This is a genomic window from Pseudomonas sp. B21-012 (assembly GCF_024749305.1).
GTDB lineage: Bacteria > Pseudomonadota > Gammaproteobacteria > Pseudomonadales > Pseudomonadaceae > Aquipseudomonas.
In genome coordinates this window covers 4,579,304-4,604,350 of record NZ_CP087197.1, presented here as the reverse complement: position 1 = coordinate 4,604,350, position 25,047 = coordinate 4,579,304, and the positions used below count along the sequence as shown (strand labels likewise).

The 25,047-nt window shown below is 63.4% G+C and carries 24 protein-coding genes; 11 read left to right on the top strand and 13 right to left on the bottom strand.

Going from position 1 to position 25,047, the window contains the following annotated elements:
- Window positions 1-6 precede the first annotated feature (6 nt).
- The 9 genes from LOY37_RS21020 to LOY37_RS20980 all read right to left on the bottom strand — a co-directional run bounded on the left by LOY37_RS21020 (window position 7) and on the right by LOY37_RS20980 (window position 8,963).
- Window positions 7-717 (bottom strand): ABC transporter permease, encoded by a 711-nt coding sequence (locus LOY37_RS21020; protein ID WP_038999132.1) that lies wholly within the window; start codon window positions 715-717, stop codon window positions 7-9.
- Complete coding sequence (locus LOY37_RS21015; RefSeq protein WP_045197771.1) at window positions 714-1,442, bottom strand: ABC transporter permease; 729 nt, start codon at window positions 1,440-1,442, stop codon at window positions 714-716. The genes LOY37_RS21020 and LOY37_RS21015 overlap by 4 nt, the downstream gene beginning before the upstream one ends.
- A gap of 64 nt (window positions 1,443-1,506) precedes the next feature.
- The gene (locus LOY37_RS21010; protein ID WP_045197773.1) at window positions 1,507-2,289 is read right to left on the bottom strand and encodes a transporter substrate-binding domain-containing protein; all 783 of its coding nucleotides are present in this window, start codon (window positions 2,287-2,289) and stop codon (window positions 1,507-1,509) included.
- A gap of 164 nt (window positions 2,290-2,453) precedes the next feature.
- The gene (locus LOY37_RS21005) at window positions 2,454-4,493 is read right to left on the bottom strand and encodes a c-type cytochrome (protein WP_195884865.1); all 2,040 of its coding nucleotides are present in this window, start codon (window positions 4,491-4,493) and stop codon (window positions 2,454-2,456) included.
- A 194-nt stretch (window positions 4,494-4,687) separates the two neighbouring features.
- The gene (locus LOY37_RS21000) at window positions 4,688-7,129 is read right to left on the bottom strand and encodes a penicillin acylase family protein (protein WP_258715642.1); all 2,442 of its coding nucleotides are present in this window, start codon (window positions 7,127-7,129) and stop codon (window positions 4,688-4,690) included.
- A 176-nt stretch (window positions 7,130-7,305) separates the two neighbouring features.
- The gene (locus tag LOY37_RS20995; RefSeq protein ID WP_010221064.1) at window positions 7,306-7,506 is read right to left on the bottom strand and encodes an SEC-C metal-binding domain-containing protein; all 201 of its coding nucleotides are present in this window, start codon (window positions 7,504-7,506) and stop codon (window positions 7,306-7,308) included.
- A 6-nt stretch (window positions 7,507-7,512) separates the two neighbouring features.
- Window positions 7,513-7,983, bottom strand: a complete 471-nt coding sequence (locus LOY37_RS20990) for an LEA type 2 family protein (RefSeq protein ID WP_093380165.1) — start codon at window positions 7,981-7,983, stop codon at window positions 7,513-7,515.
- A 4-nt stretch (window positions 7,984-7,987) separates the two neighbouring features.
- Entirely contained in the window at window positions 7,988-8,464 is a 477-nt protein-coding gene (locus tag LOY37_RS20985) for a YchJ family protein (protein ID WP_045197781.1), read from the bottom strand.
- 4 nt (window positions 8,465-8,468) lie between these two features.
- Window positions 8,469-8,963, bottom strand: coding sequence for a DUF6231 family protein (locus LOY37_RS20980; RefSeq protein WP_258715641.1), 495 nt, complete (start codon window positions 8,961-8,963; stop codon window positions 8,469-8,471).
- A gap of 160 nt (window positions 8,964-9,123) precedes the next feature.
- Here LOY37_RS20980 and LOY37_RS20975 point away from each other — a divergent pair, with 160 nt between their 5' ends.
- From LOY37_RS20975 to LOY37_RS20960, 4 genes are all read left to right on the top strand, one after another.
- Complete coding sequence (locus tag LOY37_RS20975) at window positions 9,124-9,816, top strand: OmpA family protein (protein WP_045197785.1); 693 nt, start codon at window positions 9,124-9,126, stop codon at window positions 9,814-9,816.
- A gap of 90 nt (window positions 9,817-9,906) precedes the next feature.
- Complete coding sequence (locus LOY37_RS20970) at window positions 9,907-10,626, top strand: OmpA family protein (RefSeq protein ID WP_093380174.1); 720 nt, start codon at window positions 9,907-9,909, stop codon at window positions 10,624-10,626.
- A 109-nt stretch (window positions 10,627-10,735) separates the two neighbouring features.
- Complete coding sequence (locus LOY37_RS20965) at window positions 10,736-11,011, top strand: DUF1145 domain-containing protein (protein WP_045197789.1); 276 nt, start codon at window positions 10,736-10,738, stop codon at window positions 11,009-11,011.
- Window positions 11,004-11,762, top strand: a complete 759-nt coding sequence (locus LOY37_RS20960) for a collagen-like protein (RefSeq protein ID WP_258715640.1) — start codon at window positions 11,004-11,006, stop codon at window positions 11,760-11,762. Before LOY37_RS20965 ends, LOY37_RS20960 begins: the two co-directional genes overlap by 8 nt.
- 70 nt (window positions 11,763-11,832) lie before the next feature.
- Here LOY37_RS20960 and LOY37_RS20955 read toward each other — a convergent pair whose 3' ends face one another.
- On the bottom strand, window positions 11,833-12,291 hold the full coding sequence (locus LOY37_RS20955) for a CopD family protein (RefSeq protein ID WP_045197792.1): 459 nt from the start codon (window positions 12,289-12,291) through the stop codon (window positions 11,833-11,835).
- Window positions 12,292-12,387: 96 nt separating this feature from the next.
- Between LOY37_RS20955 and dinG the strand changes: the two genes are divergently transcribed.
- The 5 genes from dinG to pdxH all read left to right on the top strand — a co-directional run bounded on the left by dinG (window position 12,388) and on the right by pdxH (window position 19,870).
- Complete coding sequence (dinG, locus tag LOY37_RS20950; RefSeq protein ID WP_045197794.1) at window positions 12,388-14,532, top strand: ATP-dependent DNA helicase DinG; 2,145 nt, start codon at window positions 12,388-12,390, stop codon at window positions 14,530-14,532.
- An 80-nt stretch (window positions 14,533-14,612) separates the two neighbouring features.
- A complete protein-coding gene (locus LOY37_RS20945) occupies window positions 14,613-16,871 on the top strand; it encodes a beta-galactosidase (protein ID WP_258715639.1) in 2,259 nt (752 codons plus the stop codon).
- 107 nt (window positions 16,872-16,978) lie between these two features.
- A complete protein-coding gene (locus LOY37_RS20940) occupies window positions 16,979-18,124 on the top strand; it encodes a serine hydrolase domain-containing protein (protein WP_258594637.1) in 1,146 nt (381 codons plus the stop codon).
- A gap of 99 nt (window positions 18,125-18,223) precedes the next feature.
- Window positions 18,224-19,204: an OmpA family protein gene (locus tag LOY37_RS20935; protein ID WP_258715638.1), complete on the top strand. Its 981-nt coding sequence runs from the start codon at window positions 18,224-18,226 to the stop codon at window positions 19,202-19,204.
- 18 nt (window positions 19,205-19,222) lie between these two features.
- Window positions 19,223-19,870 carry a pyridoxamine 5'-phosphate oxidase gene (gene pdxH, locus LOY37_RS20930; RefSeq protein WP_258715637.1) on the top strand — a complete coding sequence of 216 codons (648 nt, stop codon included), beginning with the start codon at window positions 19,223-19,225 and terminating at the stop codon, window positions 19,868-19,870.
- Here pdxH and LOY37_RS20925 read toward each other — a convergent pair.
- Window positions 19,867-20,103, bottom strand: a complete 237-nt coding sequence (locus tag LOY37_RS20925) for a hypothetical protein (protein WP_038999159.1) — start codon at window positions 20,101-20,103, stop codon at window positions 19,867-19,869. The genes pdxH and LOY37_RS20925 overlap by 4 nt on opposite strands.
- A 148-nt stretch (window positions 20,104-20,251) precedes the next feature.
- Here LOY37_RS20925 and LOY37_RS20920 point away from each other — a divergent pair, with 148 nt between their 5' ends.
- Window positions 20,252-20,716 carry a glycine zipper 2TM domain-containing protein gene (locus tag LOY37_RS20920; protein WP_010221079.1) on the top strand — a complete coding sequence of 155 codons (465 nt, stop codon included), beginning with the start codon at window positions 20,252-20,254 and terminating at the stop codon, window positions 20,714-20,716.
- A 67-nt stretch (window positions 20,717-20,783) separates the two neighbouring features.
- Here the strand turns inward: LOY37_RS20920 and nhaA are convergent, their stop codons facing one another.
- A complete protein-coding gene (gene nhaA / locus LOY37_RS20915; protein WP_045197808.1) occupies window positions 20,784-21,965 on the bottom strand; it encodes a Na+/H+ antiporter NhaA in 1,182 nt (393 codons plus the stop codon).
- Window positions 21,966-22,188: 223 nt separating this feature from the next.
- On the opposite strand from nhaA, the gene LOY37_RS20910 reads away from it, so the two are divergent.
- Window positions 22,189-23,283, top strand: a complete 1,095-nt coding sequence (locus LOY37_RS20910) for a PLP-dependent cysteine synthase family protein (protein WP_045197810.1) — start codon at window positions 22,189-22,191, stop codon at window positions 23,281-23,283.
- A 123-nt stretch (window positions 23,284-23,406) separates the two neighbouring features.
- On the opposite strand, the gene LOY37_RS20905 is transcribed toward LOY37_RS20910, so the two are convergent.
- The gene (locus LOY37_RS20905) at window positions 23,407-25,020 is read right to left on the bottom strand and encodes an NAD(P)/FAD-dependent oxidoreductase (protein WP_045197811.1); all 1,614 of its coding nucleotides are present in this window, start codon (window positions 25,018-25,020) and stop codon (window positions 23,407-23,409) included.
- Window positions 25,021-25,047: the final 27 nt, after the last annotated feature.

The following is a 25,047-nucleotide window of genomic DNA, read 5'->3' as shown; positions in this document are numbered from 1 at the left end:
TCAGTCCTAGTGTGTCGGTCCTAGAAAAGCCAGCCAGCGACGTTCGGCGATGCGAAACAGCCCTACCAGGGCGAAGGTCACGCACAGGTAGATCAGCGCGGCGATGCCGAACGACTGAAAGGTCAGAAATGTGGCCGAGTTGGCGTCGCGGGCGACCTTGAGGATGTCCGGCACGGTGGCGGTGAAGGCCACCGTGGTGGAGTGCAGCATCAGGATCACTTCGTTGCTGTAGTAGGGCAGCGAGCGGCGCAGCGCCGACGGCATGATGATATAAGCATAAAGTTTCCAGCCGCGCAGGCCATAGGCCTTGGCGGCCTCGACTTCACCATGGTTCATGCTGCGGATCGCCCCGGCGAAAATCTCCGTGGTGTAGGCGCAGGTGTTGAGGGCAAAGGCGAGGATGGTGCAGTTCATCGCATCGCGAAAAAAGCTGTCGAGCAGCGGCTGCGCGCGCACCGCTTCCAGGCTGTAGATCCCGGTGTAGCAGATCAGCAACTGGATATACAGCGGCGTGCCGCGGAACAGGTAGGTATAGAACTGCACGGGCCAGCGAACCCAGAAGCGCGGCGAAACCCGCGCAATCGACAACGGGATCGAAACCACGAAGCCAATCGCCAGGGCTGCGGTGAGCAACCACAGGGTCATGGCCAGACCGGTGATGTGGGTGCCGTCGGTGTAGAGGAAGGCACGCCAGTATTCCTGCAAGAGCTCGATCATCGGATGGCCTCCCGGGTGCCGACGTTGTAGCGCCGTTCCAGCCAGCGCAGGGCGACGTTGGAGGCGCTGGTGATCAACAGGTAGATGAACGCCGCGACCATCAGGAAGTAGAACAGCTGGTAGCTGCTCTTGCCGGCGTCCTGGGCGGCCTTGACCAGGTCGGCCAGGCCGATGATCGACACCAGAGCAGTGGCCTTGAGCATCACCATCCAGTTGTTGCCGATGCCGGGCAGGGCGAAGCGCATCATTTGCGGAAAGACCACGAAGCGAAAGCGTTGCAGGCGCTTGAGGCCGTAAGCAGTGGCCGCTTCGACCTGGCCGCGCGGCACGGCGAGAATTGCGCCGCGAAAGGTTTCGGTGAAATAGGCACCGTAGATGAAGCCCAGGGTGATGACCCCGGCGGCGAACGGGTCGATTTCGATGTATTCCCACTCCATGGCGTCGGTGAGGCTGGTCAGCCAGGTTTGCAGGCTGTAGAAAATCAGCAGCATCAGCACCAGGTCAGGCACGCCGCGAATCAGCGTGGTGTAGGCCTGGGCGATCAGACGCAGCGGGCGCAATGGCGAGAGCTTGGCACTGGCGCCGAGCAGGCCCAGGCCAACGCTGACCAGCAGCGACATGAAGGACAGTTTGAGGGTCATCCAGGTGCCCTGCAGCAGCAAGGGGCCGAAGCCCTTCAAGCTGAATGCCGAGAGCCCCAGGAACTGCAGCAGGTCTTCGAACATGAAGCGAACCTATGCCAGTGGACGCGATCATGCGGGAACCGGCGTTTGCCGGTTCCCGCAGTGGTTATTTGCCGCTGTAGAGGTTCAGGTCACCGAAGTGCTTTTTCTGGATCGTGGCGTAGGTGCCGTCGTCGTGTAACGCTTTGATACCTTTGTCCAGGAGTGCCTTGAGCTCAGTGTTACCTTTTTTGATACCGACTGCGGTCTTGGACGGCAGCAATTCGCTGTCGACCGGCTCACTGACTTCATAGTCGGCGCCTTGTGGCGACTTGAGAAAGCCCAGTTCGGCCTGGAGCATGTCCTGGATCGAGGCATCCAGGCGTCCGGAGGTCAGGTCGGAATAGACCTGGTCCTGGTTCTGGTAGGCCTGGGTCTTGACCCCGGCCTTGTCCAGCACGGCCTTGGCGTAGGCTTCCTGGATGGTGCCTTGCTCGTAGCCGACAGTCTTGCCCTTGAGCGAGGCCGGGTCGGCGGTCAGGCCTGCACCTTTCTTGAACACCAGGCCGGTAGGGCCGGAGAACAGCTCGCTGGAGAAGTCGATGACTTTTTCCCGTGCCGGGGTAACGGTCATCGACGAGATCACTCCGTCGAACTTGTTGGCCTTGAGCCCCGGAATCATGCCGTCAAAGTCACTTTCCACCCACTTGCACTTGACCTTGAGCTCAGCACAGATGGCATTGCCCAGGTCGATGTCGAAGCCCACCAGGGAACCGTCGGCGGCTTTCGATTCGAACGGTGCATAAGACGGATCGACGCCGAAGCGCAGCTCCTTGTATTCCTTGGCCAGGGTGTTCCCCGCAGCCAGACACAACGCGAGTGCGGAAAGCGTCAGCCATGCTTTTTTCATTGTGTGTCCTTGGATTCGCAAAGTGTTGGGGTGGCAAAGGGCCGTTACCGGTCGATGCCAGACAACACAGTGATAGCAAGTTTCACACCATATTCCAGGCCAGCCCCACATTCAGTGGGAACTGGCCTTGCCTGCGAGGGGCCGCAGCGCGGCCCCGAATAGCCTCAGTATCGCGCATCCACCGGCTTGCCGCCGTTGGGCCAGTCCTTGACCTTGTCCGGGAAGTCCGGCCGTGGCTGTTGCGAGAACCAGGCCGCGACGTCCACTGCCTCCTGATCACTCAAGCCGCCCTGGCCCAGGGGGAATTTCTCGTGAAAGCCGATCGGCATGTTGCGTTTGACGAACGCCGCAGCGGTATAGGTGCGGGCCATGCCGGCGCCGATGTTGAACGACTGATCGCCCCACAGCGGCGGGTACACCAGGCTGCCGTCTTCACGGGCCAGGCCCTCGCCATTGCTGCCATGGCACACCGCGCACTGCTCGGCATACACCTGCTTGCCGTTGTCCAGGTCTGGCTTGATCGCTGTGTCGATCTTGCCGACCCCACGCCCGGCCACTTTGTCGCCCGGCTGGGTGTTCATCTTCATCCAGTCGAAATAGGCCACCATCGCCTGCATGTCCGCCGATTGCGGCGGGATTGGCTTGCCGTTCATCGAGCGCCGGAAGCAGCCGTTGATGCGCTCTTCAAGGGTGACTTCCTTGCCTGCCCGCGGGGCGTAGCTGGGGAAGAACGCCGAGACGCCGACAAACGGCGAGCCGTCGGCCACGGTGCCGGCATTGAGGTGACAGCTGGTGCAGTTCAGCGCGTTGCCGACGTTGTCCGGCAACAGCTCGCGGGTTTGCAGGTGCAAGCGCATGCCGCGGATCACCTGGTCGGCGTTGGCTGCGGCGAGCAGGTTGGCCAGGCGCGGGGTTTCAAAGGCGCTGGAGTCGGTGGTCTGCGGATTGAGCTGGTCACGCAGGGTTTTCACCTGCTTGGCAGTGATCGGCGAGCTGTTGTTGCCCCAGCGACCGCGCACGAAGGTGAGGATCTCGGCGATCTCTTGATCGGCCAGGCGGGCGAAGCCAGGCATGGTGTAAACCCGCGAATGGGTGGCGGTTTGCGCGGTTTCCCAGCCGGTGAGGGTGATGTGCAGCAGCGAGGTCGGGTTGGTCGAGGCGATGCTCGGGTTGCCGGCCAGTGGCGGGAACAGGCCCGGGACCCCACGCCCGTCCGGGCGGTGGCAATCGCTGCAGAACTGGGTGTAGCCCAGGCCGCCACGGCTGCTGAACAGGTCATCCGGGGCAACGGCTGCGGCCAGCGGGATATCCGGCATCGGCAGGTCATCCTTGCCCGGCGGCAGCGATTTCAGGTAGCTGGCGATAGCCACCAGGTCGCCGTCGCTGAAGTGCTGGGTACTGTGATGAATGACGTCGGCCATGTTGCCCGACACCGTGGCAAAGCGGTTCTGCCCGGTCTTGAGCAATTGCACGGTGTCTTGCACGGTCCACAGGTTGCGCAGGCTCAGGGCCTGCCAGTGCTCTACGGTTTCACCGGCGAGGAAGTGCTTGCCGCTGCGGCCGGCGTCGCTCATGGCCTTTTCCTGGAAGGCGATGCCGCGTGGGGTATGGCAGGCACCACAATGGCCCAGGCCCTGCACCAGGTAGGCACCCCGATTGAGCACTTCGTCCTTGGCGGGATCGGGCTCGAAGGGCTCGCTGTCGACGAAGGCGAAGTTCCACAGCGACAGGCCCCAGCGCATGTTGAACGGCCAGCTCATGTCCGCTTCCTGGTTGGACTGGCTGATCGGCGTCACGCCCTGCATCAGGTAGGCGTACAGGGCGCGCATGTCCGCTTCGCTCATTTTCGCGTAGGACGGGTAGGGCATTGCCGGGTACAGGTTGGTGCCGTCCGGGGTCACGCCTTCGCGCATGGCCTTGTCGAACTGCTCGAAGCTGTAGCGGCCGATGCCAGTGTCCGGGTCGGGGGTGATGTTGCTTGAGTAGATGGTGCCCATCGGCGTTTTCAGCTGCAGGCCACCGGCCATTTCCGGTGCTTGCGGTGCGGTGTGGCAAGCAATGCAGTCGCCGAGCTGGGCGATGTATTTGCCTCGGGCAAGCAGCTCGCTGTCGGCCGCCGCTGCCGGGGGCGGCTCGCTGGCGAATACGGAGAACGAGAACACGGTCGTGGCCACCAGGGCCAGACGGGAGAAGGCAGATGCCATTGCATTATTCCTTTAGTCACCTGGCCTGGGGTGGTCCCCTGGGCGCAGGGCTGCAATCGTTTTTATGGTTCATCAGGCAGAGGCGGGTAACGAAACCTGCCTCAGTTTCGTTGTAAGGGATTTGTCGGCGGGGGCTGTTGATATGGATCAGCGCAGCCGGCATTGCACCGGCTGCGCGTGCGGATTGCGCGGTTTTACCTGCCCGGTACCAGGGTCAGGCGCTTGTTGCCGTAGGCGCGCTCGAAGTTTTGTGGTTGCAGCGGCAGGCTCATGTAGCGGCCCTTGAACCAGGCATCCAGACCATCGGCAAAGTGCGGGCTGGCCGGGTTGCCGGACTGGCCGCTACTGCTTTGCAGTTGCAGCGGTTCAATCTGGCCGAAGTCCACCACCATGCGCAGCGACGGTGCCAGTTGTGCGTTGAAGTCCTTGCCCCAGGCGTAGGGCGCAAGGTTCAGGGTGCTGTGGTCGCCGCCCGTGGCCAGCGGGCCGCGACTGACCGCGTCACCCAGGCCATGAAAAGTCGGCGCCGGCCAGCGGTACTGGTGCAGTTTGCCCCATTGCCAGGCGCGCTGATTATTGCCCAGTTGCACTTCGCCGGCAGTGATTGCTGCTGCCAGGCTGCGGGCAAGAATGGCCGGCTTGTCTTCTTTTTGCGCGGTGTTCTGATCGTCCCAGAACGGGCTGTCTTCGCGACCGAGCAAGTGGTCGGCCTGGGCCGAGTACGACAGCCGGGCGTTACCGACAAAAGCCTGCCAGCTCGGGCTGGATTCAGGGCCGAGCTCGTCGAGGAAGGTCAGCTTGGCGCTTTCCTGCAGGAACAGTTGGTACAGGGCGGCATCTGCCGAGGTGGTGCTCAGTCGGCCGTCGAAGGCCATCAAGCGGGTGTAGGCTTCGCGTGCCTTGGTCCGTTGCTCGGCAGGCAGGGCGTCGATTGCCTGCTTCAGCGGTTGGGCCATGCCGGGGGCTTGGAACATTTTCTTCAGCTTGTCGGCAAACAGCGTGGTCTGGTCGCTTTGCATCAGCATCAGGCTGCGGCTGTCGTGCTTGCCGTTGCCGGCCAGTTGCGCCAGGCGCTCGGCACGCTCGGGGTAGTACCAGCTGTTGGACAGCTGCATGCCATAGCCTTTGGGCACGCTGCGCTGGTTGGCATTGCCGATCCAGCCTTGGGGCGGGTCCTGGTCGTAGGGGTGGAGCATCGGGTCGGCGTAGCCGTCCCAGTCGTAGCGACCGTCCCAGCCCGGCGACGGCAGCAGGCCCTGGCCCTCGCGGCGGTTGGGGAAGCGCCCGCTGACCTGCCAGCCGATATTGCTGGCGTCGGCAAATACGAAGTTCAGCGCCGCAGCGCCAATCTCGCGGGTGTTGTCGAAGGCGCGCTCAACATTCTGCGCCCGCGACAGGTTGAAGAACGCATCCAGGCTCTGGTCGCCCTTGAGCTCGGGCATGCGCAGGGCCAGGCCCAGGCTGGCGTTCTGCGGCTGGCCGAGCAGGGTGCCGTGGCGGGTGTCGTACAGGGTTTCACGCAGCGGGCGCTGGCCCTTGATGAAGAAGGTTTCGTTGCGGGCCTGGGCTGGCAGCCATTTACCGTCGGCCTGGTACATCAGGCGGCTGCCTTCCTTGCGCAGTTTTTCCAGGAACAGGTCCTGGTTGTCGGCCATCACCGCGCTGGCGCTCCAGGCCAGCTTGCCGTTGTAGCCTGAAAGCACCAGCGGCAGGCCGGCGATGGATACGCCAGCGGCCTGGTACTTGGGCGAACGGATCTGCACCGGGCTCATCGCCCAGGCACCAAGGGTATCGCTGGCCATCAGGCTCTTGCCGCTGCGGCTACGCTGCGGGGCAATCGCCCAGTTGCTCGAGCCGGCGCTGCCGAGCAGGTTGAGTGCGGCCAGTTGCTCGCTGACTGCGGTCAACGGTGCCAGGCCCGCGAGCTGGGTGTTCAGGTTCAGGCCTTTGAGCTTGTCGGTTTCGCCCAGCGCCAGCGGTTCGTCAGGGTAGCTTGGCAGCAGCCAGGCCAGTTTGTCGGTACCGACTTTTTGCGCCAGGCCCAGGGCTGCGAGTTCTTCCTGCAGGTTGACCGACTGGCTGAAGTTGTACAGGCAGAAGATCAGCGCCGAGTCCTCGGGCTTCCAGTATTCCGGACGGTAGCCGCTTTGCGCCAATGGTGCCGGCAGCTTGTCGCGGTAGCGGAACATATAAGCGTTGACGCCACGGGCATACACCTCGAAGAAACGCTTGAGGCGTGGCGAGGCATCGGCATACAGCTGGTTGGCGCTGGCCTTGAGGTTGGCCGCGCGCATCAGGCGGTCGACTTCCAGCACGTCGGCACCGGCCATTTCCGCCAGCCGGCCTTGAGCCAGCAGGCGCATGCCAACCATCTGCCCGATGCGGTCACCGGCGTGGATATAGCCCAGGGCGAACAGCGCGTCGTGGAAGTTGTTCGATTCAATCAGCGGCATGCCCAGGGCGTTGCGGCGCACCGACACATTCTGTGCCAGGCCTTTGAGCGGTTGCACGCCCGTGGCAGGCAGCACGCTGTCGCGCTGGCCGGCCATCTGGCAGCCACCCAGGCTAAGCAGCCCGAGCATCGCAGCGGCTACGCCGAACCGGGGGGTAAAAGGGGGAAGGGCTGGCGCGGCCATGATCAGGCTCCTGCAGGGCGTGGCGGTAAAAGGCGCTACGTTAGTGAGCGCGATCACACCATGCAAGCGGGGCGCAGCCTTTATTTTCACCAGCTGACGAGGCGTCGGGCCGGCAGGGGAGCTAGCGGTCGCGCCGGCGTACTGCGCAAGCGCCGACCACTAGCAAAAGGCCGCGATCAGGCGCCGTGGCACTTCTTGAACTTCTTGCTGCTGCCGCATGGGCACGGATCGTTGCGGCCGACGTCCTTCAGGGCGTTGCGCACCGGCTCCTGGTGGCCGTGGTTGCAGTGCGGGCCGTGTACATGGCCATGGTCATGGTCGTGATGATCATGATCGTGGTTGCAGTCAGGGCCATGGACATGGGGTTGCTGGGTCATCTTGGGTTACTCCGGAATAAGATCGCCGGGAATTATCTCACCACTGCGCGACAAGTGCAGGTCGCGGGCGAAGAATAATCCGCTGCTCATCTCACCTTCCAGGCGATAGCGCAGTGGGCCTTCGCTGCCTTTGAGCAGTTTGGCCAGGGGTTTGACCTGCTGCCAGAGGTTGGTGCGCACCGGGATCTTGAAGATGCGCCGCGCGTGCGGGCCGACACTGCGCCACAGGCTGGCCTCGCCTTCGGTCAACGGCAGGTCGTTGATCAGCACCTTGTAGCCCAGGTAACGGATGAACAGGCGGCTGTCGTTGGGGTTGTCGACCTGGACATGCAGTACGAATTCCTGCTGCAGCAGGCGCATCTTCAGCGGTTCAACCTTGAGCAGATGCACCTGTGGGTCCTGGTAGTCGCTGTCCAGCCAGCTGGCGCAGCCCGCCAGTTGCAGGAGCAGAACGCTGATCAGCAGCAGGCGGGCCATCAGCTCAGCTACCCAGGTAACTGGAGCAGCACTTCTTGAACTTCTGCCCGCTTTCGCATGGGCAGGGATCGTTGCGCGTGGCCTTGAGGCCGACGGTCGGATCAATGAAGTACCAGCGGCCGTGGTTCTGCACAAAGGCCGAGCGTTCGCGATGGCAATGCTCGCCATCGCTGTCGTGCCAGCGAGCGGTAAAGGTGACGAAGGCATGTTCGGGCTTGCCGCCGAACACCTCGGCGCCTTCGACTTCAAGGCCCAGCCAGGTGCTCTGCTGGCTCCAGTTGCGGATCGCCTCGCGGTCGAGCCCGGCTTGCTGCGCTGGCAGGGTGGTGGTCACCAGATAGTCGACCAGCCCCAGCACGTAGGCGCTGTAGCGCGAGCGCATCAGGGTCTGCGCGTCGGGGGCGGGGAGCCCAGCGTGATAATGCCCGCAGCAGGTATCGAGCAGATCGCCGCTACCGCAAGGACAAACCGAGACACTCATTGCTTCACCACCAGTACTTGCCAAAATTTTCCGGGTTGGCCCAGAACTTGGCGTTGAGCCAGTCCGGGACCTGTTTGTATTCACGTAGATCATAGGTGAACAGGTTCAAAACCTGCGCATCGCGCTGGAATTTTTCACTGGCTTGCAGGGCCAGGGCGAAGAAGTCGGTTTCTTGCCAATCGCAGGCGCTCAGGTCGGCCAGCACCGCCACGCGGCTGGCATTGAGGTTGCGGATGCCGCCGAGCAATTGCAGGCCATCGCGTTTGCTCAGGTGCTCGAGGCAATCGACCAGCAGCGCCAGGTCGAAGCGTTGCGCCGCAAGCTCGGCCGGCAGAGCGCCGGGGTTGGCCACGGCGATTTGCGCCTGCGGGTGCGCGTGGGCGAAAGCCTCCAGAGCCGGAAAGCGCTCACCTATCAATAGCAGGCGTTGTGGCGCATAGCGATCAAGCAGGGCGGCCAGGGCCTGTTGCGGGGTGCGCTGGGAAAAACCGTCCATCATCGGGAATCCTCGGTCAGATGGGGCAAGACTAACGGTCTGGCGCCACTTGGCATAGTGCCGCGGCGCCGCATCATGGCCTATTGCTGGCGGATATCAATGAGGCGGTCTTTACTCCCAGAGCATCGGTTTTGCACCGATTCCCCCTAGGAGATGCAACAAAATGAGCATAGTACGCACAGCATTACCTCTGGTTCTGCTAACCAGCGTGTTGACTGGTTGTGCAGGTTTGCAAAAAACCGACTGGCCGAAGTGTGCTGCCGTCGGGGGCGTAGGCGGCGCAGCCCTGGGCGCTATCGAGAGCTCCAGCTGGGCAGGCTGGGGCGCGCTGCTTGGCGCGGGCATGGCCGCCGGTTACTGCTGGGCCCACGGCGATGGCGACGAAGACGGCGATGGCGTGCCGGACAGCCGCGACAAGTGCCCGGGCACGCCACGTGGCGTGCAGGTCGATGCCAACGGATGCCCGCCGGAGCCTGTCGCCGTGGTCGAAGAAGTCGCCGTGGTCAAGGAAGAGGTCATTGTCATTCGCGATGTTCACTTCGAGTTCGATTCGGCCAAGCTGACCGCAACCGACAAGGAGCGCCTCAATACCATTGCCACGCGCCTGAAAAACGAAGCGGCGAGCGCGCGCTTGAGTGTCACTGGCCACACCGACAGCAAAGGCTCCGATGCCTATAACCAGAAACTCTCGGAGCGCCGCGCGCATTCGGTCACCGAATACCTGATCGAGAGCGGCGTGCCACGTGCCAGCTTCGTCTCGGTGCGCGGTGCCGGTGAGACCCAGCCGGTTGCCGACAACGCCACTGCCGATGGCCGGGCGCAGAACCGTCGTACGGAAATTCGCATCGAGCGCTGAAGCGCCAGCGGCCTGCGGCTTGAGAAGTACCGCAGGCCGGTCTTTACTCCTGTGTGACCGGTAGAGGCCGGTGACACAGGAGCAATTCTCATGAGTGTTCTCTTCAAGGCCACACTGCCGGTCCTTCTGGCCGCAAGCCTGCTCTCCGGTTGTGCGACCCACAGCGATGGCAGCGCCCCACTCAATCAAAGGACCTGGCCTATCTGCAGCCTGCTTGGCGGCCTGGTCGGTGGCGGTCTGGGTGCCATCGAAAGTTCCGCCTGGGCAGCCGGTGCCGGTGCTGCCGGCGCGATTGCCGGCGGCCTGATCTGTTATGCCCAGGACGGTGACGAGGATGAAGACGGCGTGTTCGACCGTCGCGACCTCTGCCCCGACACGCCGGCCAACACCCCGGTCAGCCATACCGGTTGCCCGCTGCCGCAATACCCAGCGAGCCAGAAAGCGCCGGAGCCTGCACCGACCTCGGAAGTGATTACCCTCAGCGACCAGGGCGCGGTGATGTTCGCCTTTGACTCGGCGCAGTTGACCAGCGCGGCCCAACAGCAGTTGCAGGCGCTGACCAGCAAGCTCAATGGCGCCAATGTAACCAGCGTCAAAGTCGTCGGCCATACCGACAGCCAGGGCTCGGACGCCTACAACCAGGCGCTGTCCGAACGGCGGGCCAGCAGTGTTGCCGAGTACCTGATCAGCCAGGGCCTGTCGCCCGCCAAGGTCACCAGCCAGGGCCAGGGTGAAAGCCAGCCTGTCGCCGATAACGACACTGATGCCGGGCGGGCGCAGAACCGCAGGGTGGAACTGCACCTTAATTGATCGGGCCACTGACACAAGGACTGGCACAAGGAGCGTGTCAGCCGTTACTGTTGCAGGCGATGCCAGCACCCCTGGCATCGCCACCGAAAAATAACAACGGGGGGCGCCTATGCAAGGGTTACTGGGGCTGGCCAAGGCCCTGACTGTGGTGTTCTGGTGGGTGGTACTGGTCAATCTGCTGATACCGCTGGAGCACCCCTTCCACCTGCTGATCAATGCCGCCGGTGCCGCCCTGCTTGGCCTGCACTTGCTGGAAGTATTGATGTTCAATGGTTGCCTGCGTGAGCGCAGCCATCGTTGGTTCGATCGCTTGCAGATCCTGCTGGTCGGTATTTTTCATGTTCTTTCAATTCCGGCACCCCGCAAGGAAGCTGCTAATGCGTAAATTGATCATTCTGGCTGCATTGTTCAGCCCCCTGGCCCTGGCCGACGCCATCAGCGTGGCGGCCCACTCGGTGCTGCGCCTGCCAAACAAGGCCAGCGTCGTGCATTTGCAGCGCCTGGAGGTTGCTGATTCCGCCACCCTGGTGCTGCCCGCCAGCCTGGTCGATCTCAGGGTCGATGAGTTGCACTTGGGCCAGGAGGCGCGAATTGCCATCGTGCCGGCCGAAACCACCCTGCAGCTTGAAGTGCAACGGGCCAGCTTCGGCGAGGGCAGCCAGATCGTTGCCCATGGTGCCCCGGGCACTTACGAAAAAGCGGCAAAGGCCGGGCGCAACCTGGAACTGCAACTGCATGAGCTCAAAGCCTCGACCCTGGCCATTGATGCCCGTGGCGGCGCCGGTGCGCCGGGTTATGTCGGCCTTGATGGCGCCAATGGCAAGCCGGGGGGCTGCACCTGGGGCCAGGCCAGCCGCGGCGCCAATGGCGACAACGGTGGCAATGGCCATGACGGCGCGCCGGGTGGCCGGGTGCGGCTGGCGTTACCGGCAGGTTTTCCTGCTGAGCGCATCGTGGTCCAGCTTGATGGCGGTGCGCCAGGCGTGGCGGGTGCAGCCGGCAAGCCGGGGGCCGGTGGCGCAAGCAAGGGCTGCCTGGTGTACAGCACTGCGGGTGGTGCGGCAGGCAAACCTGGGGCTGCGGGTCAGCCGGGAGCGGCGGGTGCAGTTGGAGAGTTGATCTTGCAGCGCCTGTAAAAGCACGCGCCGGCCCCTGTTGGAGCCGGCTTTGCCGGCGACGGGCTGCAAAGCAGCCCCTTGACCTGGTTCACCACAGCACCCCACCCGACAACACCACCGCAATCCCCAGCACCAGGTTAAGCCCGACCATCCGCCGAATCCTCGCCATCACCGCCGCACCCGCCGGCCAGTCCTCAGCCTGCACCGCCTGGCGCAGTTCCGGGTACAGCAACGACTGGACACGAAAGAACACGGCAAACATCGCAATCGCACCGCCGATCATCACCTGGACATGCCGTGGCGTGGTCTCGAAGCTGGCAAAACGGGTGTTGACCATGAACATACCGCTGATCGCCAGCACCGCGATTGCGATCCATACCCAGCCAAAAAAACGCTGAAACACTTCTACCCACAGGCGTAGGCGAGCGGGGCCTTCCAGGGCTGCAACCGCCGCCGGGCGCAGGATCAGCCAGGCAAAGAACATCCCCCCGACCCACACCAGGGCGGCCAGAACATGCAGGCTGTAAGACAGGGCAAAGACGGGCATGGGGATCTCCATTCGGCGCAAAGGGCAATAGCGGGGTATGATAGCGACCCAATCGAAACACTGAAAATTTATCCAGCCCTTCGGGCGCCCGACACCATGATCAGCAACGAACTCAAAACCACGATTCAGGGCGCCTATTCGCGTTTTCTCGAAGCCAAGAGCCTCAAGCCGCGCTACGGCCAGCGTCTGATGATTGCCGAAGTGGCCAAGGTGCTTGGCGATATCGACTGTGACGACGAAGGCCGGCGCGTCGGTGAACCAGCGGTGGTCGCGGTCGAGGCCGGCACTGGTACTGGCAAGACAGTGGCCTATAGCCTGGCCTCGATTCCGGCGGCCAAGGCGGCCGGCAAGCGCCTGGTGATCGCCACCGCCACGGTTGCCCTGCAGGAGCAGATCGTCTTCAAGGACCTGCCCGACCTGATGCGCAACAGCGGCCTCAATTTCAGCTTCGCCCTGGCCAAGGGCCGTGGCCGCTACTTGTGCCTGTCGAAACTCGACGTGCTGCTGCAGGAAGGCCAGGCGCAATCGGCCACTGCCCAGCTGTTCGAGGAAGAAGGCTTCCGGATCGAGGTCGACGAGGCCAGCCAGAAGCTGTTTACCAGCATGATCGAGAAGCTCGCCGGCAACCGCTGGGATGGCGATCGTGACAGCTGGCCCCAGGCTCTGGAAGACCAGGACTGGGCGCGCCTGACCACCGACCACAGCCAGTGCACCGGGCGCCATTGCCCGAACTTCGGCCAGTGCACCTTCTACAAGGCCCGCGAAGGCATGGGCAAGGTCGATGTAATCGTCACCAACCACGACATGGTTCTCGCCGACCTGGCCCTGGGCGGCGGCGCCGTGCTGCCGGACCCGCGCGACACCATTTATGTATTCGACGAAGGCCACCACCTGCCCGACAAGGCCATCGGCCATTTCGCCCATTACACCCGTTTGCGCTCAACTGCCGACTGGCTCGAGCAAACCGCCAAGAACCTGACCAAGCTGCTGGCCCAGCATCCGCTGCCGGGCGACCTGGGCAAATTTATCGAGCAGGTGCCGGAGCTGGCCCGCGAGATCAAGGCCCAGCAGCAGTTCATGTTCAGCGCCTGCGAGCAGGTTGCCGATTTCCGCCCGGGCGAAGACATGGAAGGCCGTGAGCGGCCCCGTCATCGTTTCGAAGGCGGCGTGGTGCCTGAGCACATGCGCGAGATGGGCATCGAGCTGAAAAAGGGCTTTTCGCGCCTCAGCGACCTGTTCACCCGCCTGACCGAGCTGCTCAAGGAAGGCATGGATGGCGAGGTCAATATCGGCATCGCCAGCCATCAGGCCGAGGAGTGGTACCCGCTGTTCGGCAGCCTGCTGATGCGCGCCCAGGGCAACTGGGAGTTGTGGACCGCCTTCACCGCCGAAGACCCGGAAGACAGCCCGCCCATGGCCCGCTGGCTGACCCTGGCCGAAAGCGGCGCGTTGTTCGATATCGAGGTCAATGCCAGCCCGATCCTTGCCGCCGAAATGCTTCGGCGCAACCTGTGGAACGTCGCCCACGGCGCCCTGGTGACCTCGGCGACCCTGACGGCACTGGGCAAGTTCGATCGTTTTCGCATGCGTGCCGGGCTGCCCAAGACCGCTGTTACCAGTGTTGTGCCGAGCCCCTTCCACCACGTTGACGCCGGCGTGCTGCGGGTGCCAGACCTGCGTGCCGACCCGCGCGATGCCGCCGCCCACACCGCGGCGATCATCCGCGACCTGCCGGAGCTGGTGGAAGGCTCGCGCGGTTCGCTGGTGCTGTTTTCCTCGCGCAAGCAGATGCAGGACGTGTTCGATGGCCTGGACCGCGACTGGCGCAAGCAGGTGTTCATCCAGGGCAACCTGTCCAAGCAGGAAACCCTCAACAAGCACAAGGCGCGGGTCGATGGCGGTGATTCCAGCGTGCTGTTCGGCCTCGCCAGCTTCGCCGAAGGCGTCGACCTGCCGGGCGCATATTGCGAGCACGTGGTAATCGCCAAGATTCCTTTCGCCGTGCCGGATGACCCGGTCGAAGCCGCCCTGGCCGAATGGATCGAGGCCCGTGGCGGCAACCCGTTCATGGAGATTGCCGTGCCGGACGCCTCGTTGCGGCTGATCCAGGCCTGCGGGCGGCTGCTGCGCACCGAAGAGGACCGCGGCACCATCACCCTGCTTGACCGGCGGGTGGTCACCCAGCGCTACGGCAAGGCTATTCTCAATGCGTTGCCACCGTTTCGCCGGGAAATTTCCTGAAAACCCGGAGCGCAATGCTCCGGGCGTTGTCTATCACTCAGTTCAAGGCCCCATGGGCCCTCAAGGAGAGCTCCAGCCCTATGATTCGCCGTACCTTGCCTGCCGTATTCGCACTGTTGTTCAGCACGCCGCTGCTGGCTGGGCAACAGACGCTGTTCAGCTTCGTTCGCCCGGCCGCTGTGGTCAATGTGCTGACCGAAGATGCCAGCCTGCCGCAGTACAACGCAGAGCAGACGGCCGAGGGCGAGGTGCTGCGCCGCGTGGTGTTCAACCCGGTGGCGCAGCCCAAGCTGCGCCTGACCCCGCAGGCCGGGGCCTGGGACTGGTCCAGCGCCACGGCCCTGACCTTGCGTCTGCAAAGTGCCATGGACTGGGCACTGACCGTCGATGTCACGGTGCTAAGCAGCGACGGCAAGACCCTCACCAGCCGCATCGACCTGCCGGCGGGCCCGGCGCAAACCGTCTATGTGCCGCTCAAGGCCAGTTCGCCGCTGAGCCAGGGCATGCGCGCCGGGCCGCCGATGCCTTGGGTGCACGAGGGCCAGAGGGTACTGCTGACCAGCAGCGCTGGCGAGGTCGATCTCAAGCAGGTGGTGTCGGTGACCTTGTCGATGAACAAGCCCAACGTCGCCCAGAGCATCCTCATCGAGCGCGTCGGCACCCAGGATGACGAGCAATTGCAAAAGGCCGTGTACACCGGCCTGATCGACGGCTATGGCCAGTCGACCCGCGGTCGCTGGCCGGAAAAGATCGTCAGCGATGACCAGCTCAAGGCCGCCGCCGGCCGCGAACAGCAGCAGCTCAAAGGCTGGCTGGGCGAACGCAGCAAGCTCAAGCTCGACAAGTTCGGTGGCATCACCGAAGGCCCGGCGTTCGAGGCCAAGGGCTTCTTTCGCACCGAGAAACGCGAAGGTCGCTGGTACCTGGTGACCCCCGAAGGCCATCCATTCTATTCCCTGGGCGTCAACACCGTGGCAGCCGACGGTGGCCGCACCTATGTAGCAGGGCGCGAGAGCATGTTCAGCGCACTGCCGCAAGCAGGTGAGGCGCTGGCGCAGTTCTACGGTGAAGGCAACAACAACGACGGCAATGGCTCGGCCCGTGGTCGCAACTTCAACCAGGGGCGCTGGTTCGACTTCTATGCCGCCAACATCGAGCGCAGCCATGGCACGCCGTGCACGCCGGTGGCAGCCAGCGACAAGGCGCCGGCGCTGGAATGCCCGCCCGCGGGCCTGGACAAGCAGCGCTGGCAGGGCCATACCCTCGACCGCCTGCAGGCCTGGGGCTTCAATACCCTGGGCAACTGGAGCGAGCCGACGCTTGGCCAGGCCAACCGCATGCCGTACACCTTGCCGCTGTCGATCGTCGGTGACTACACCAGCATCAGCACCGGCATGGACTGGTGGGGCGGCATGCCTGACCCGTTCGACCCGCGCTTTGCCATGGCCACCGAGCGTGCGGTGGCGATTGCCGCCCGCGATCACCGCGACGACCCCTGGCTGATCGGCTACTTTGCCGACAACGAGCTGGCCTGGGCCGCCCCCGGTGACGATCCCAAGGCCCGCTACGCCCTGGCCTACGGCACCTTGCGCCTGACCACCGATGTACCGGCCAAGCGTGCCTTCCTCAAGCAGTTGCGCGACAAGTACCGCAACCAGGCCGGCCTGTCCAAGGCCTGGGGCATCGATCTGCCCGCCTGGGAGCTGATGGAAGACCCAGGGTTCGAACCGCCGCTGCCAAGCCCTGAGCACCCGGAAATCGAGGCCGACTTCAAATACTTCCAGAAGGTCTTCGCCGAAACCTATTTCAAGACCATTTCCGACTCGCTGAAGTGGCATGCGCCCAATCATCTGTTGCTTGGCGGCCGTTATGCCGTGAGCACCCCGGAAGCAGTCGGCGCCTGTGCCGAGTACTGCGACGTCATCAGCTTCAATTTCTACACGCCCAAACCGCAGGACGGCTACGACTTCAACCAGCTCAAGGCGCTGGACAAGCCGGTGCTGGTCTCCGAGTTCCAGTTCGGCTCCCGCGACCGCGGCCCGTTCTGGCCGGGGCCGATGGAGGTGGCCAAGGAAGAGGGCAGGGCGCCGGCCTATGCCAGCTTCATCAAGGCCGCGCTGGATGAACCGTCAATCGTCGGTGTGCACTGGTTTCAGTACCTCGACCAACCTGCCAGCGGGCGCCTGCTCGATGGCGAGAACGGCCATTTCGGCCTGGTCGGCATTACCGATGTACCGTTCCAGGGCTTTGTCGACGGCGTGCGCAAGAGCAATCTGCAAACCCAGGAACAGTTCGGTAAAACCCTGGTGACCCCGGAAAAAGCGCCGAAGACTCCCTGACACCTGCTGCCGGGCATGCACCGCCCGGCTTCTGTCTGTTCCCAAATCGTGCGCAGGCTGAAACAATGCACAGCCATTTGATAAGCCGGTTTCGCGGGAGTTGCTGGGTGCAGATTCAGGGTCATTACGAGCTTAAGTTTGAAGCGGTACGTGAAGCCTTTGCGGCGCTGTTCGACGATCCTCAGGAGCGTGGCGCGGCGCTGTGCATCCAGGTTGGCGGCGAAACCGTCATCGACCTCTGGGCCGGCAGCGCCGATAAAGACGGCGCCGAGGCCTGGCACAGCGATACCATTGCCAACCTGTTCTCCTGCACTAAGATGTTCACCGCCGTGACCGCCCTGCAGCTGGTCGGCGAAGGCAAGCTGGCCCTGGATGCGCCGGTGGCGCGGTACTGGCCGGAGTTCGCCCAGGCCGACAAGCAATCGATTACCTTGCGGCAACTGCTCAGCCATCGCGCCGGTGTGCCGGCCCTGCGTGAGCTGATGCCGGCCGAAGCCCTCTACGACTGGCACGCCATGGTCCAGGCACTGGCTGGCGAATCACCGTGGTGGACCCCGGGTACGGCCCACGGCTATGCGGCCATTACCTTTGGCTGGTTGATCGGCGAACTGATTCGCCGTGCCGATGGCCGCGAGCCAGGCGAATCGATCGTCGCCCGCACGGCCAGGCCGCTGGGCCTGGACTTTCATATCGGCCTTGGCGAAGAAGACTTCCCCCGCGTTGCGCATATCGCCCGCAGCAAAGGCAACATGGGCGACGAGGCGGCCCAGCGCCTGCTCCAGGTCACCCTGCGCGAGCCGCAAGCCCTGTCGACCCGGGCCTTTACCAACCCGCCGGGGATGCTTACCAGCGTCAACAAACCCGAGTGGCGGCGCATGCAGCAACCGGCGGCCAACGGCCACGGCAACGCCCGCAGCCTCGCCGGTTTCTACGCAGGCCTGCTCGATGGCAGTTTGCTGGAGTCGGAGCTGCTCGATGAGCTGACCCGCGAGCACAGCCTTGGCCAGGATCGGACTTTGCTGACCTCGACCCGTTTCGGTCTTGGCTGCATGCTTGACCAGCCGAGCGTCGCCAACGCGACCTTTGGTCTGGGCGCGCGCGCCTTCGGTCACCCGGGGGCGGGCGGTTCGGTGGGCTTTGCCGATCCGGAACACGATGTTTCCTTTGGTTTTGTTACCAATACCCTGGGCCCTTACGTGCTCATGGACCCTCGGGCGCAGAAGCTGGTGCGGGTATTGGCCAGCTGCCTTTGATCGGTTAACCCCCATGGGGCCTGAACCCTTTGGCTATTCTGAATTCCAAAGCCCTGCATTGCTGGGCCAAATTTCTTTCATTTTCATGGTGTATCGCTGATGTCTTCGCATAAATCCTTAGCTCTCGCCCTGTGCCTGGCCGTGACCGGCTGCGCGCAGCATCCTCAAAAAGACGGGGCCGCAGATGCCGGCTTCAACTGGTGGCCGTTTGGCTCGGACCAGGTCGTCGACAAGGAAGTTAAGGAAGTGGTCACCGAAAAAGTCGCCAAGGCCGACGCCAAGTCGGAAAGCGCCAGCCGCTGGTGGTGGCCGTTTGGTGACGACGCCAAGGGCAAGGCCGCTGCCGTACCGAAAATCGACCACAAGGCCACCCAGGCCTGGCTGGACAGCTACGAGCCAAAGCTGCGCGAAGCGATCAAGGACAGCAAGTTCGAAGTCGAGCGCCGTGAAGACGTATTGGTCGTGACCGTGCCGGTCGACAGCTCCTACAATCCGGATCGCCCAGCGATGCTGCTGCCGGTCACCCTCGGCCCGATCACCCGGGTCGCCAAAGCCGTCGAGGCCGACAAGCAGACTGCCGTGCTGGTCCTGGGGCATGCCGACACCAGCGGTGTTGCCGCCGCCAACACCAAACTCAGCCAGGAGCGCGCCGGATCCGTGGCGGCGATCTTCCGCCTCAGCGGCCTGGAGCGTGATCGCCTGATGTTGCGCGGCATGGGCTCGCAAATGCCGCGTGCAGCCAACGACAGCGTTGAAGGCCGTGCCTTGAACCGTCGTGTAGAACTGGTACTGACCCCGCAGAACACCATGGTTGCCCTGCTGGCCAAGTACAAGCAGCCAACCCCGAGCCCGGCCGAACTGGTTGCCGTGCAGGATGCCAAGGCACCGGCCAAGGCTGCAGCGAAACCGGCTGCCAAGCCTGCAGCCAAGGCGCCAGCGAAAAAAACCACTGTGGCCAAGAAAGCCGCGCCGGCCAAGGCCGCTGCCAAGAAGCCTGCCGCCAAGCCAGCGGCGAAGAAGGCCGCGGCGCCAGCAGCGAAAAAAGTCGCTGCCAACACCAGCCCTGCGAAGACCAACTGATCGTCAAGGAACGCAGTAATGACCCAGTCCCTGGCCGATATGCGCCGCGATTACACCCGCGATGGCCTGACCGAAGCCCAGGCTCCGGCGCAGCCGTTCGCGTTGTTTCGTCAATGGTTTGATGATGCTTTGAAAACCGAGCAGCCGCCGGTAGAAGCCAACGCCATGACCCTGGCGACGGTGGATGCCGAAGGCCGCCCGCATTGCCGGATCGTCCTGCTCAAGGGCCTGGACGAGGAGGGTTTTACCTTCTTCACCAACTACGACAGCGCCAAGGGCCAGCAACTGCTGGCCAACCCGTTCGCGGCCATGACCTTCTTCTGGCCGGCGCTGGAGCGTCAGGTGCGTATTGAGGGCCGGGTGGTCAAGGTCAGCCCGCAAGAATCGGACGAGTATTACCAGGTGCGCCCGCTGGGCAGCCGCCTGGGCGCCTGGGCCTCACCGCAGAGCCGGGTGATCGCCGACCGCGCCGAGCTCGAGGGCCTGGTCAAGGCCACCGAACAGCGCTTTAGCGACAACCAGCCACACTGTCCGGAGCACTGGGGTGGCTACCGCCTGCTACCCGAGCGCATCGAGTTCTGGCAGGGCCGCGCCAGCCGCCTGCACGACCGCCTCAACTATCGCTTGCAGCAAGGTAACTGGCTGCGTGAGCGCCTCGCGCCTTAATCGGCCTGGTAACCGGCGGCCTCGCGTTCCAGCCAGGCCGCCAGTTCACTGCGTTTGACCTTTTGCGCCTTGGCGCTGTCCAGACGTTGTAGCATGAAGGCTTTCTTGCCTTCGTCCTGGCCTGCCAGCGACAAGGCCAGGTCACGGTCCATCCAGCGCTTGATGCGAACGTAGATCCACCAGTGGAAGTACAAGCCTGCCACGGTGGTTATGACGACGATGAAGTAATCCATGTCTATCCTTGCGCTAGAAGTTTCTACAGGCTGCCCCGATAGCAACAGGCTGTACGGAAGCTGAATGGAAGCAATTTTACCCCGCATGTGTCGTGACAGTCGTCAATGCGCGGAGTCTAATGAGCATCTGTCTTACGGAGATCATCCAATGCGTAAATCTGTTCTGCTGGTGGCAAGCTTCACCACAATGTCGCTGCTGCTTGGTGGTTGTGCCTCGAGCCTGACCGGCGATTCGTACTCCCGTGATGAAGCGCGCCGTGTGCAGACCGTGCGCATGGGCACCATCGAGTCCCTGCGGCCGGTAAAAATCGAAGGGACCAAGACCCCGATCGGCGGCGGCGCCGGTGCCATCGTCGGCGGCGTCGCCGGCAGTGCGGTAGGTGGTGGCCGCGGCAGTATCGTTGCCGCCGTGATCGGCGCCGTGGCCGGTGGCCTGGCAGGCTCCGCCGCCGAAGAAGGCCTGACCCGCACCCAAGGCGTGGAAATCACCGTGCGTGAAGATGACGGCAGCATGCGTGCCTACGTGCAGGCCGTGCAGCAGAACGAGATCTTCCGCGTCGGCGAGCGTGTGCGGATCATGACCGTCGACGGCACCAGCCGCGTCACTCACTGAGTTTTGCACCACCCATTAAAAACCCCGACTCGGCAACGCCGGTCGGGGTTTTTTATTGCCTTGAGACTCAGGCCGTGACGGGCTTGCGACTCGACAGCGCGGTGATGCCATAGCCGATCAGCGCGGCCAGAATGGAACCGGTGAGAATGCCCATGCGGTCCATGCCGGCGTATTCGCTGCTACCCGGCACGAAGGCCAGGGAGCCGACAAACAGGCTCATGGTGAAGCCGATGCCGCAGAGAATCGCCACACCCAGCACCTGGCCCCAGTTGGCACCCGCCGGCAAGGCGGCCATGCCTGCCTTGATCATCAGCCAGGCGAAGCCGAACACGCCGAGGGTCTTGCCTACCAGCAAACCTACGGCAATGCCCATCGGCACGTGATGGGTGAAGCTTTCGAGGCTGACCCCGGCCAGTGACACACCGGCGTTGGCGAAGGCGAACAGCGGCAGGATGCCATAGGCAACCCAGGGGTGCAGGGCATGCTCCAGGCTCAGCAGCGGCGAAGGCTCGGCGTTCTTGGTGCGCAGCGGAATGCACAGCGCCAGGGTGACACCGGCCAGGGTGGCGTGCACACCGCTCTTGAGCACGCAGACCCAGAGGATCAGGCCGACCACCATGTACGGGCCAAGCTTGACCACGCCCATGCGGTTCATCGCGATCAGTACCAGCAGGCAAGCTGCCGCCAGGCCCAGCGACAGGCTCGACAGGGTACCCGAGTAGAACAGGGCGATAACGATGATCGCCCCCAGGTCGTCGATGATCGCCAGGGTCATCAGGAACAGCTTGAGCGAAACCGGTACGCGCTTGCCGAGCAAGGCCAGCACGCCGAGGGCGAAGGCGATGTCGGTGGCCATGGGGATTGCCCAGCCAGCCACGGCAGCCGGGTTGTCCTTGTTGAGGAACCAGTAGATCAGCGCCGGTACCACCATGCCGCCGATAGCGGCTGCGCCGGGCAAGACGATCTGCGAAGGCTTGGACAGATGCCCGTCGACCACCTCGCGCTTGACCTCCAGGCCAATCAGCAGAAAGAACAGGGCCATCAGCCCGTCGTTGATCCATAACAACAGGGGCTTGGCGATTTTCAGCGCGCCAATCTGGGCGACTACGGGAACATCCAGCAAGCCGTTGTACAGGTACGACAAGGGCGAGTTGTTGATGATCAAGGCCAGGGCAGCTGCAGCAATCAGTAATAGACCGCTGGCAGCTTCCAACTGAAAGAAACGAGTGAAAGTGCTACGCAGGGGCAAGGGCGCTCTCCATCCTGAAGGTTCTGATAGGGGCACACCCTACCCTGTGGTGATATTCTTTAAAACAAAAACTATATTCTTTTTTGTTATAAGCTGTAACCAACTCACGCCATGCAGCCTAGCAGTTGCAGTCGATAATTCACCGTGGCTGTATCTGTAGCAATTATCAGAATTTTCCTAACATGTTCTGCTGAACTTCGAACTTTTTGCCCGAGAATCGACCATGACCGATCACCGCCAGTGGGCCCGTGAAGCCATCCGCATCATCGAAGCGGACTTCCAGCGCAGCGCCGATACCCACCTGATCCCGCTGCCGCTGCCGGGGTTTCCTGAGGTTGAGCTGTATTTCAAGGATGAGTCGAGCCACCCCACTGGCAGCCTCAAGCACCGGCTGGCGCGTTCGTTGTTTCTTTATGCCCTGTGTAACGGCTGGTTGCGTCCGGGCGCGCCGGTAATCGAGGCGTCGAGCGGCTCGACGGCGATTTCCGAAGCCTACTTTGCGCGCTTGCTTGGGCTGCCCTTCATTGCCGTGGTACCAGCCAGTACCTCGCAGGAAAAGATCGCCCAGATCGCCTTCTATGGTGGCCAGAGCCACCTGGTGCAGGATCCGACGCAGATCTACGCCGAGTCCGAGCGTCTGGCCCGGGAAAGCGGCGGACACTTCATGGACCAGTTCACCTATGCCGAGCGCGCTACCGACTGGCGGGCGAACAACAACATCGCCGAGTCGATCTTTGCCCAGATGCGCTTCGAGCAATTTCCCGAACCGAGCTGGCTGATTTCCAGCCCCGGTACCGGTGGCACTACCGCGACCCTGGGCCGTTACGTGCGTTATCGCCAGCACGCCACCCGGGTGTTGTGCGCCGATGCCGAGCGCTCGGTATTTTTCGACTGCTACAAGACCGGTGACCGTTCCCTGCGCCTGGACTGTGGTTCGCGCATCGAAGGCATCGGCCGGCCGCGGGTCGAGGCGTCGTTCCTGGCGCAGGTGATCGACGCCATGGTCAAGGTGCCGGACGCCCTGTCACTGGCGGCCATGCATTACCTGGCCCAGCGCCTGGGGCGGCGGGTCGGCGGCTCCAGTGGTACCAACCTGATCGGCGCCCTGGCGGCGGCGCAACACATGCGCGCGGCGGGGGAGGCCGGCTCGATCGTGGCGATCCTCTGCGACGGCGGCGATCGCTACGCCACTACCTACTATGACCAGGACTGGTTGAGTGGGCAGGGGTATCAGCTGGAGGGGATGATCGCGGCGGTGACGGCGTGTGTCGAGCGCGGTGAAGCGCTGCCGGAGTCGGTATTGCGCGAGGGTGTTTGAAGGCGGGCTGCCTTGCAGCCCATCGCGGATCACGTCGAGTCGTCGCACCGCCGTTCCCACAGGATTGCAGATATCTCTGTGGGAGCGGCGGTGCGGCGACCCGACTTGACCCGCGATAGCTACTTAGGCCTGCAGACCGAGCATGCTGCGCGCCACCGCTTCCGCAATGCGAATCCCGTCGACACCTGCGGAAAGGATCCCGCCGGCATAACCAGCACCTTCACCCGCCGGGAACAGGCCCTTGAGGTTCAGGCTCTGCATGCTGGCATCACGGGTGATGCGCAGCGGCGATGAGGTGCGGGTTTCGATCCCGGTCAACACCGCGTCTGGCAGGTTGTAGCCCTTGATCTGCCGATCGAAGGCTGGCAATGCTTCGCGAATGGCTTCGATGGCAAAATCCGGCAGGCTTGGCGCCAGGTCGCCGAGGTTCACCCCCGGTTTGTAGGACGGCTCGACACTGCCGATGGCGGTGGACGGCCGTCCGGCAACGAAGTCACCGACCAGTTGCGCAGGTGCCTGGTAGTTGCTGCCGCCCAGCACGTAAGCGTGGGCTTCGAGTTTTTCCTGCAGCTCGATACCGGCCAGCGGGCCACCCGGGTAGTCCTGCTCGGGGGTAATGCCGACAACAATACCGGAGTTGGCATTGCGCTCGTTACGCGAGTACTGGCTCATGCCGTTGGTGACTACCCGGCCCGGCTCGCTGGTAGCGGCAACCACGGTGCCGCCCGGGCACATGCAGAAGCTGTAGACCGAACGGCCGTTCTTGGCGTGGTACACCAGCTTGTAATCGGCTGCACCGAGTTTCGGGTGGCCGGCATACTTGCCCAGGCGCGCCTGGTCGATCAGCGATTGCGGGTGCTCGATCCGAAAACCGATGGAGAACGGCTTGGCTTCCATGAACACGCCACGGGCGTGCAGCATGCGGAAGGTGTCACGGGCACTGTGGCCCAGGGCCAGGACGACGTGGCGCGAGTGCAGCTGTTCGCCACTTTCCAGGACTACGCCATTGAGCTGGCCGTCGTCCATCAACAGGTCGGTGACCTTCTGTTCGAAGCGTACTTCGCCGCCCAGTGCCTGAATTTCCTGGCGCATGTTTTCGACCATGCCGGTCAGACGGAAGGTACCGATGTGCGGCTTGCTGACGTAGAGGATCTCGTCCGGTGCACCGGCTCTGACGAACTCGTGCAATACCTTGCGGCCGTGGTGCTGCGGGTCCTTGATCTGGCTGTACAGCTTGCCGTCGGAGAAGGTCCCGGCGCCGCCTTCGCCGAACTGCACGTTCGACTCGGGATTGAGCACGCTTTTGCGCCACAGGCCCCAGGTGTCCTTGGTGCGCTGGCGAACTTCCTTGCCGCGCTCGAGGATGATCGGCTTGAAGCCCATCTGCGCCAGCAGCAGGCCGGCGAAAATCCCGCACGGGCCGAAGCCGACCACAATGGGCCGCTCCTGCAGGTCGGCAGGTGCCTGGCCAACCACTTTGTAGCTGACATCGGGGGCGACGTTGACGTTGTGATCGTCGGCGAACTTTTGCAGCAGTTCGGCTTCGTTGCTCGCCTGCAGGTCGATGGTATAGATGAACAGCAGCTCGCTGTTCTTCTTGCGCGCATCGTAGCTGCGCTTGAACAGGGTGAAGTCCAGCAGTTGCTCGTCGCTGATCCCAAGGCGTTGCACGATGGCCTCGCGCAGGGCTTCATCAGGATGATCCAGCGGCAGCTTCAGTTCGGTGATTCGTAACATGGCAGGGTCCAGTATCCCGGCCATGAA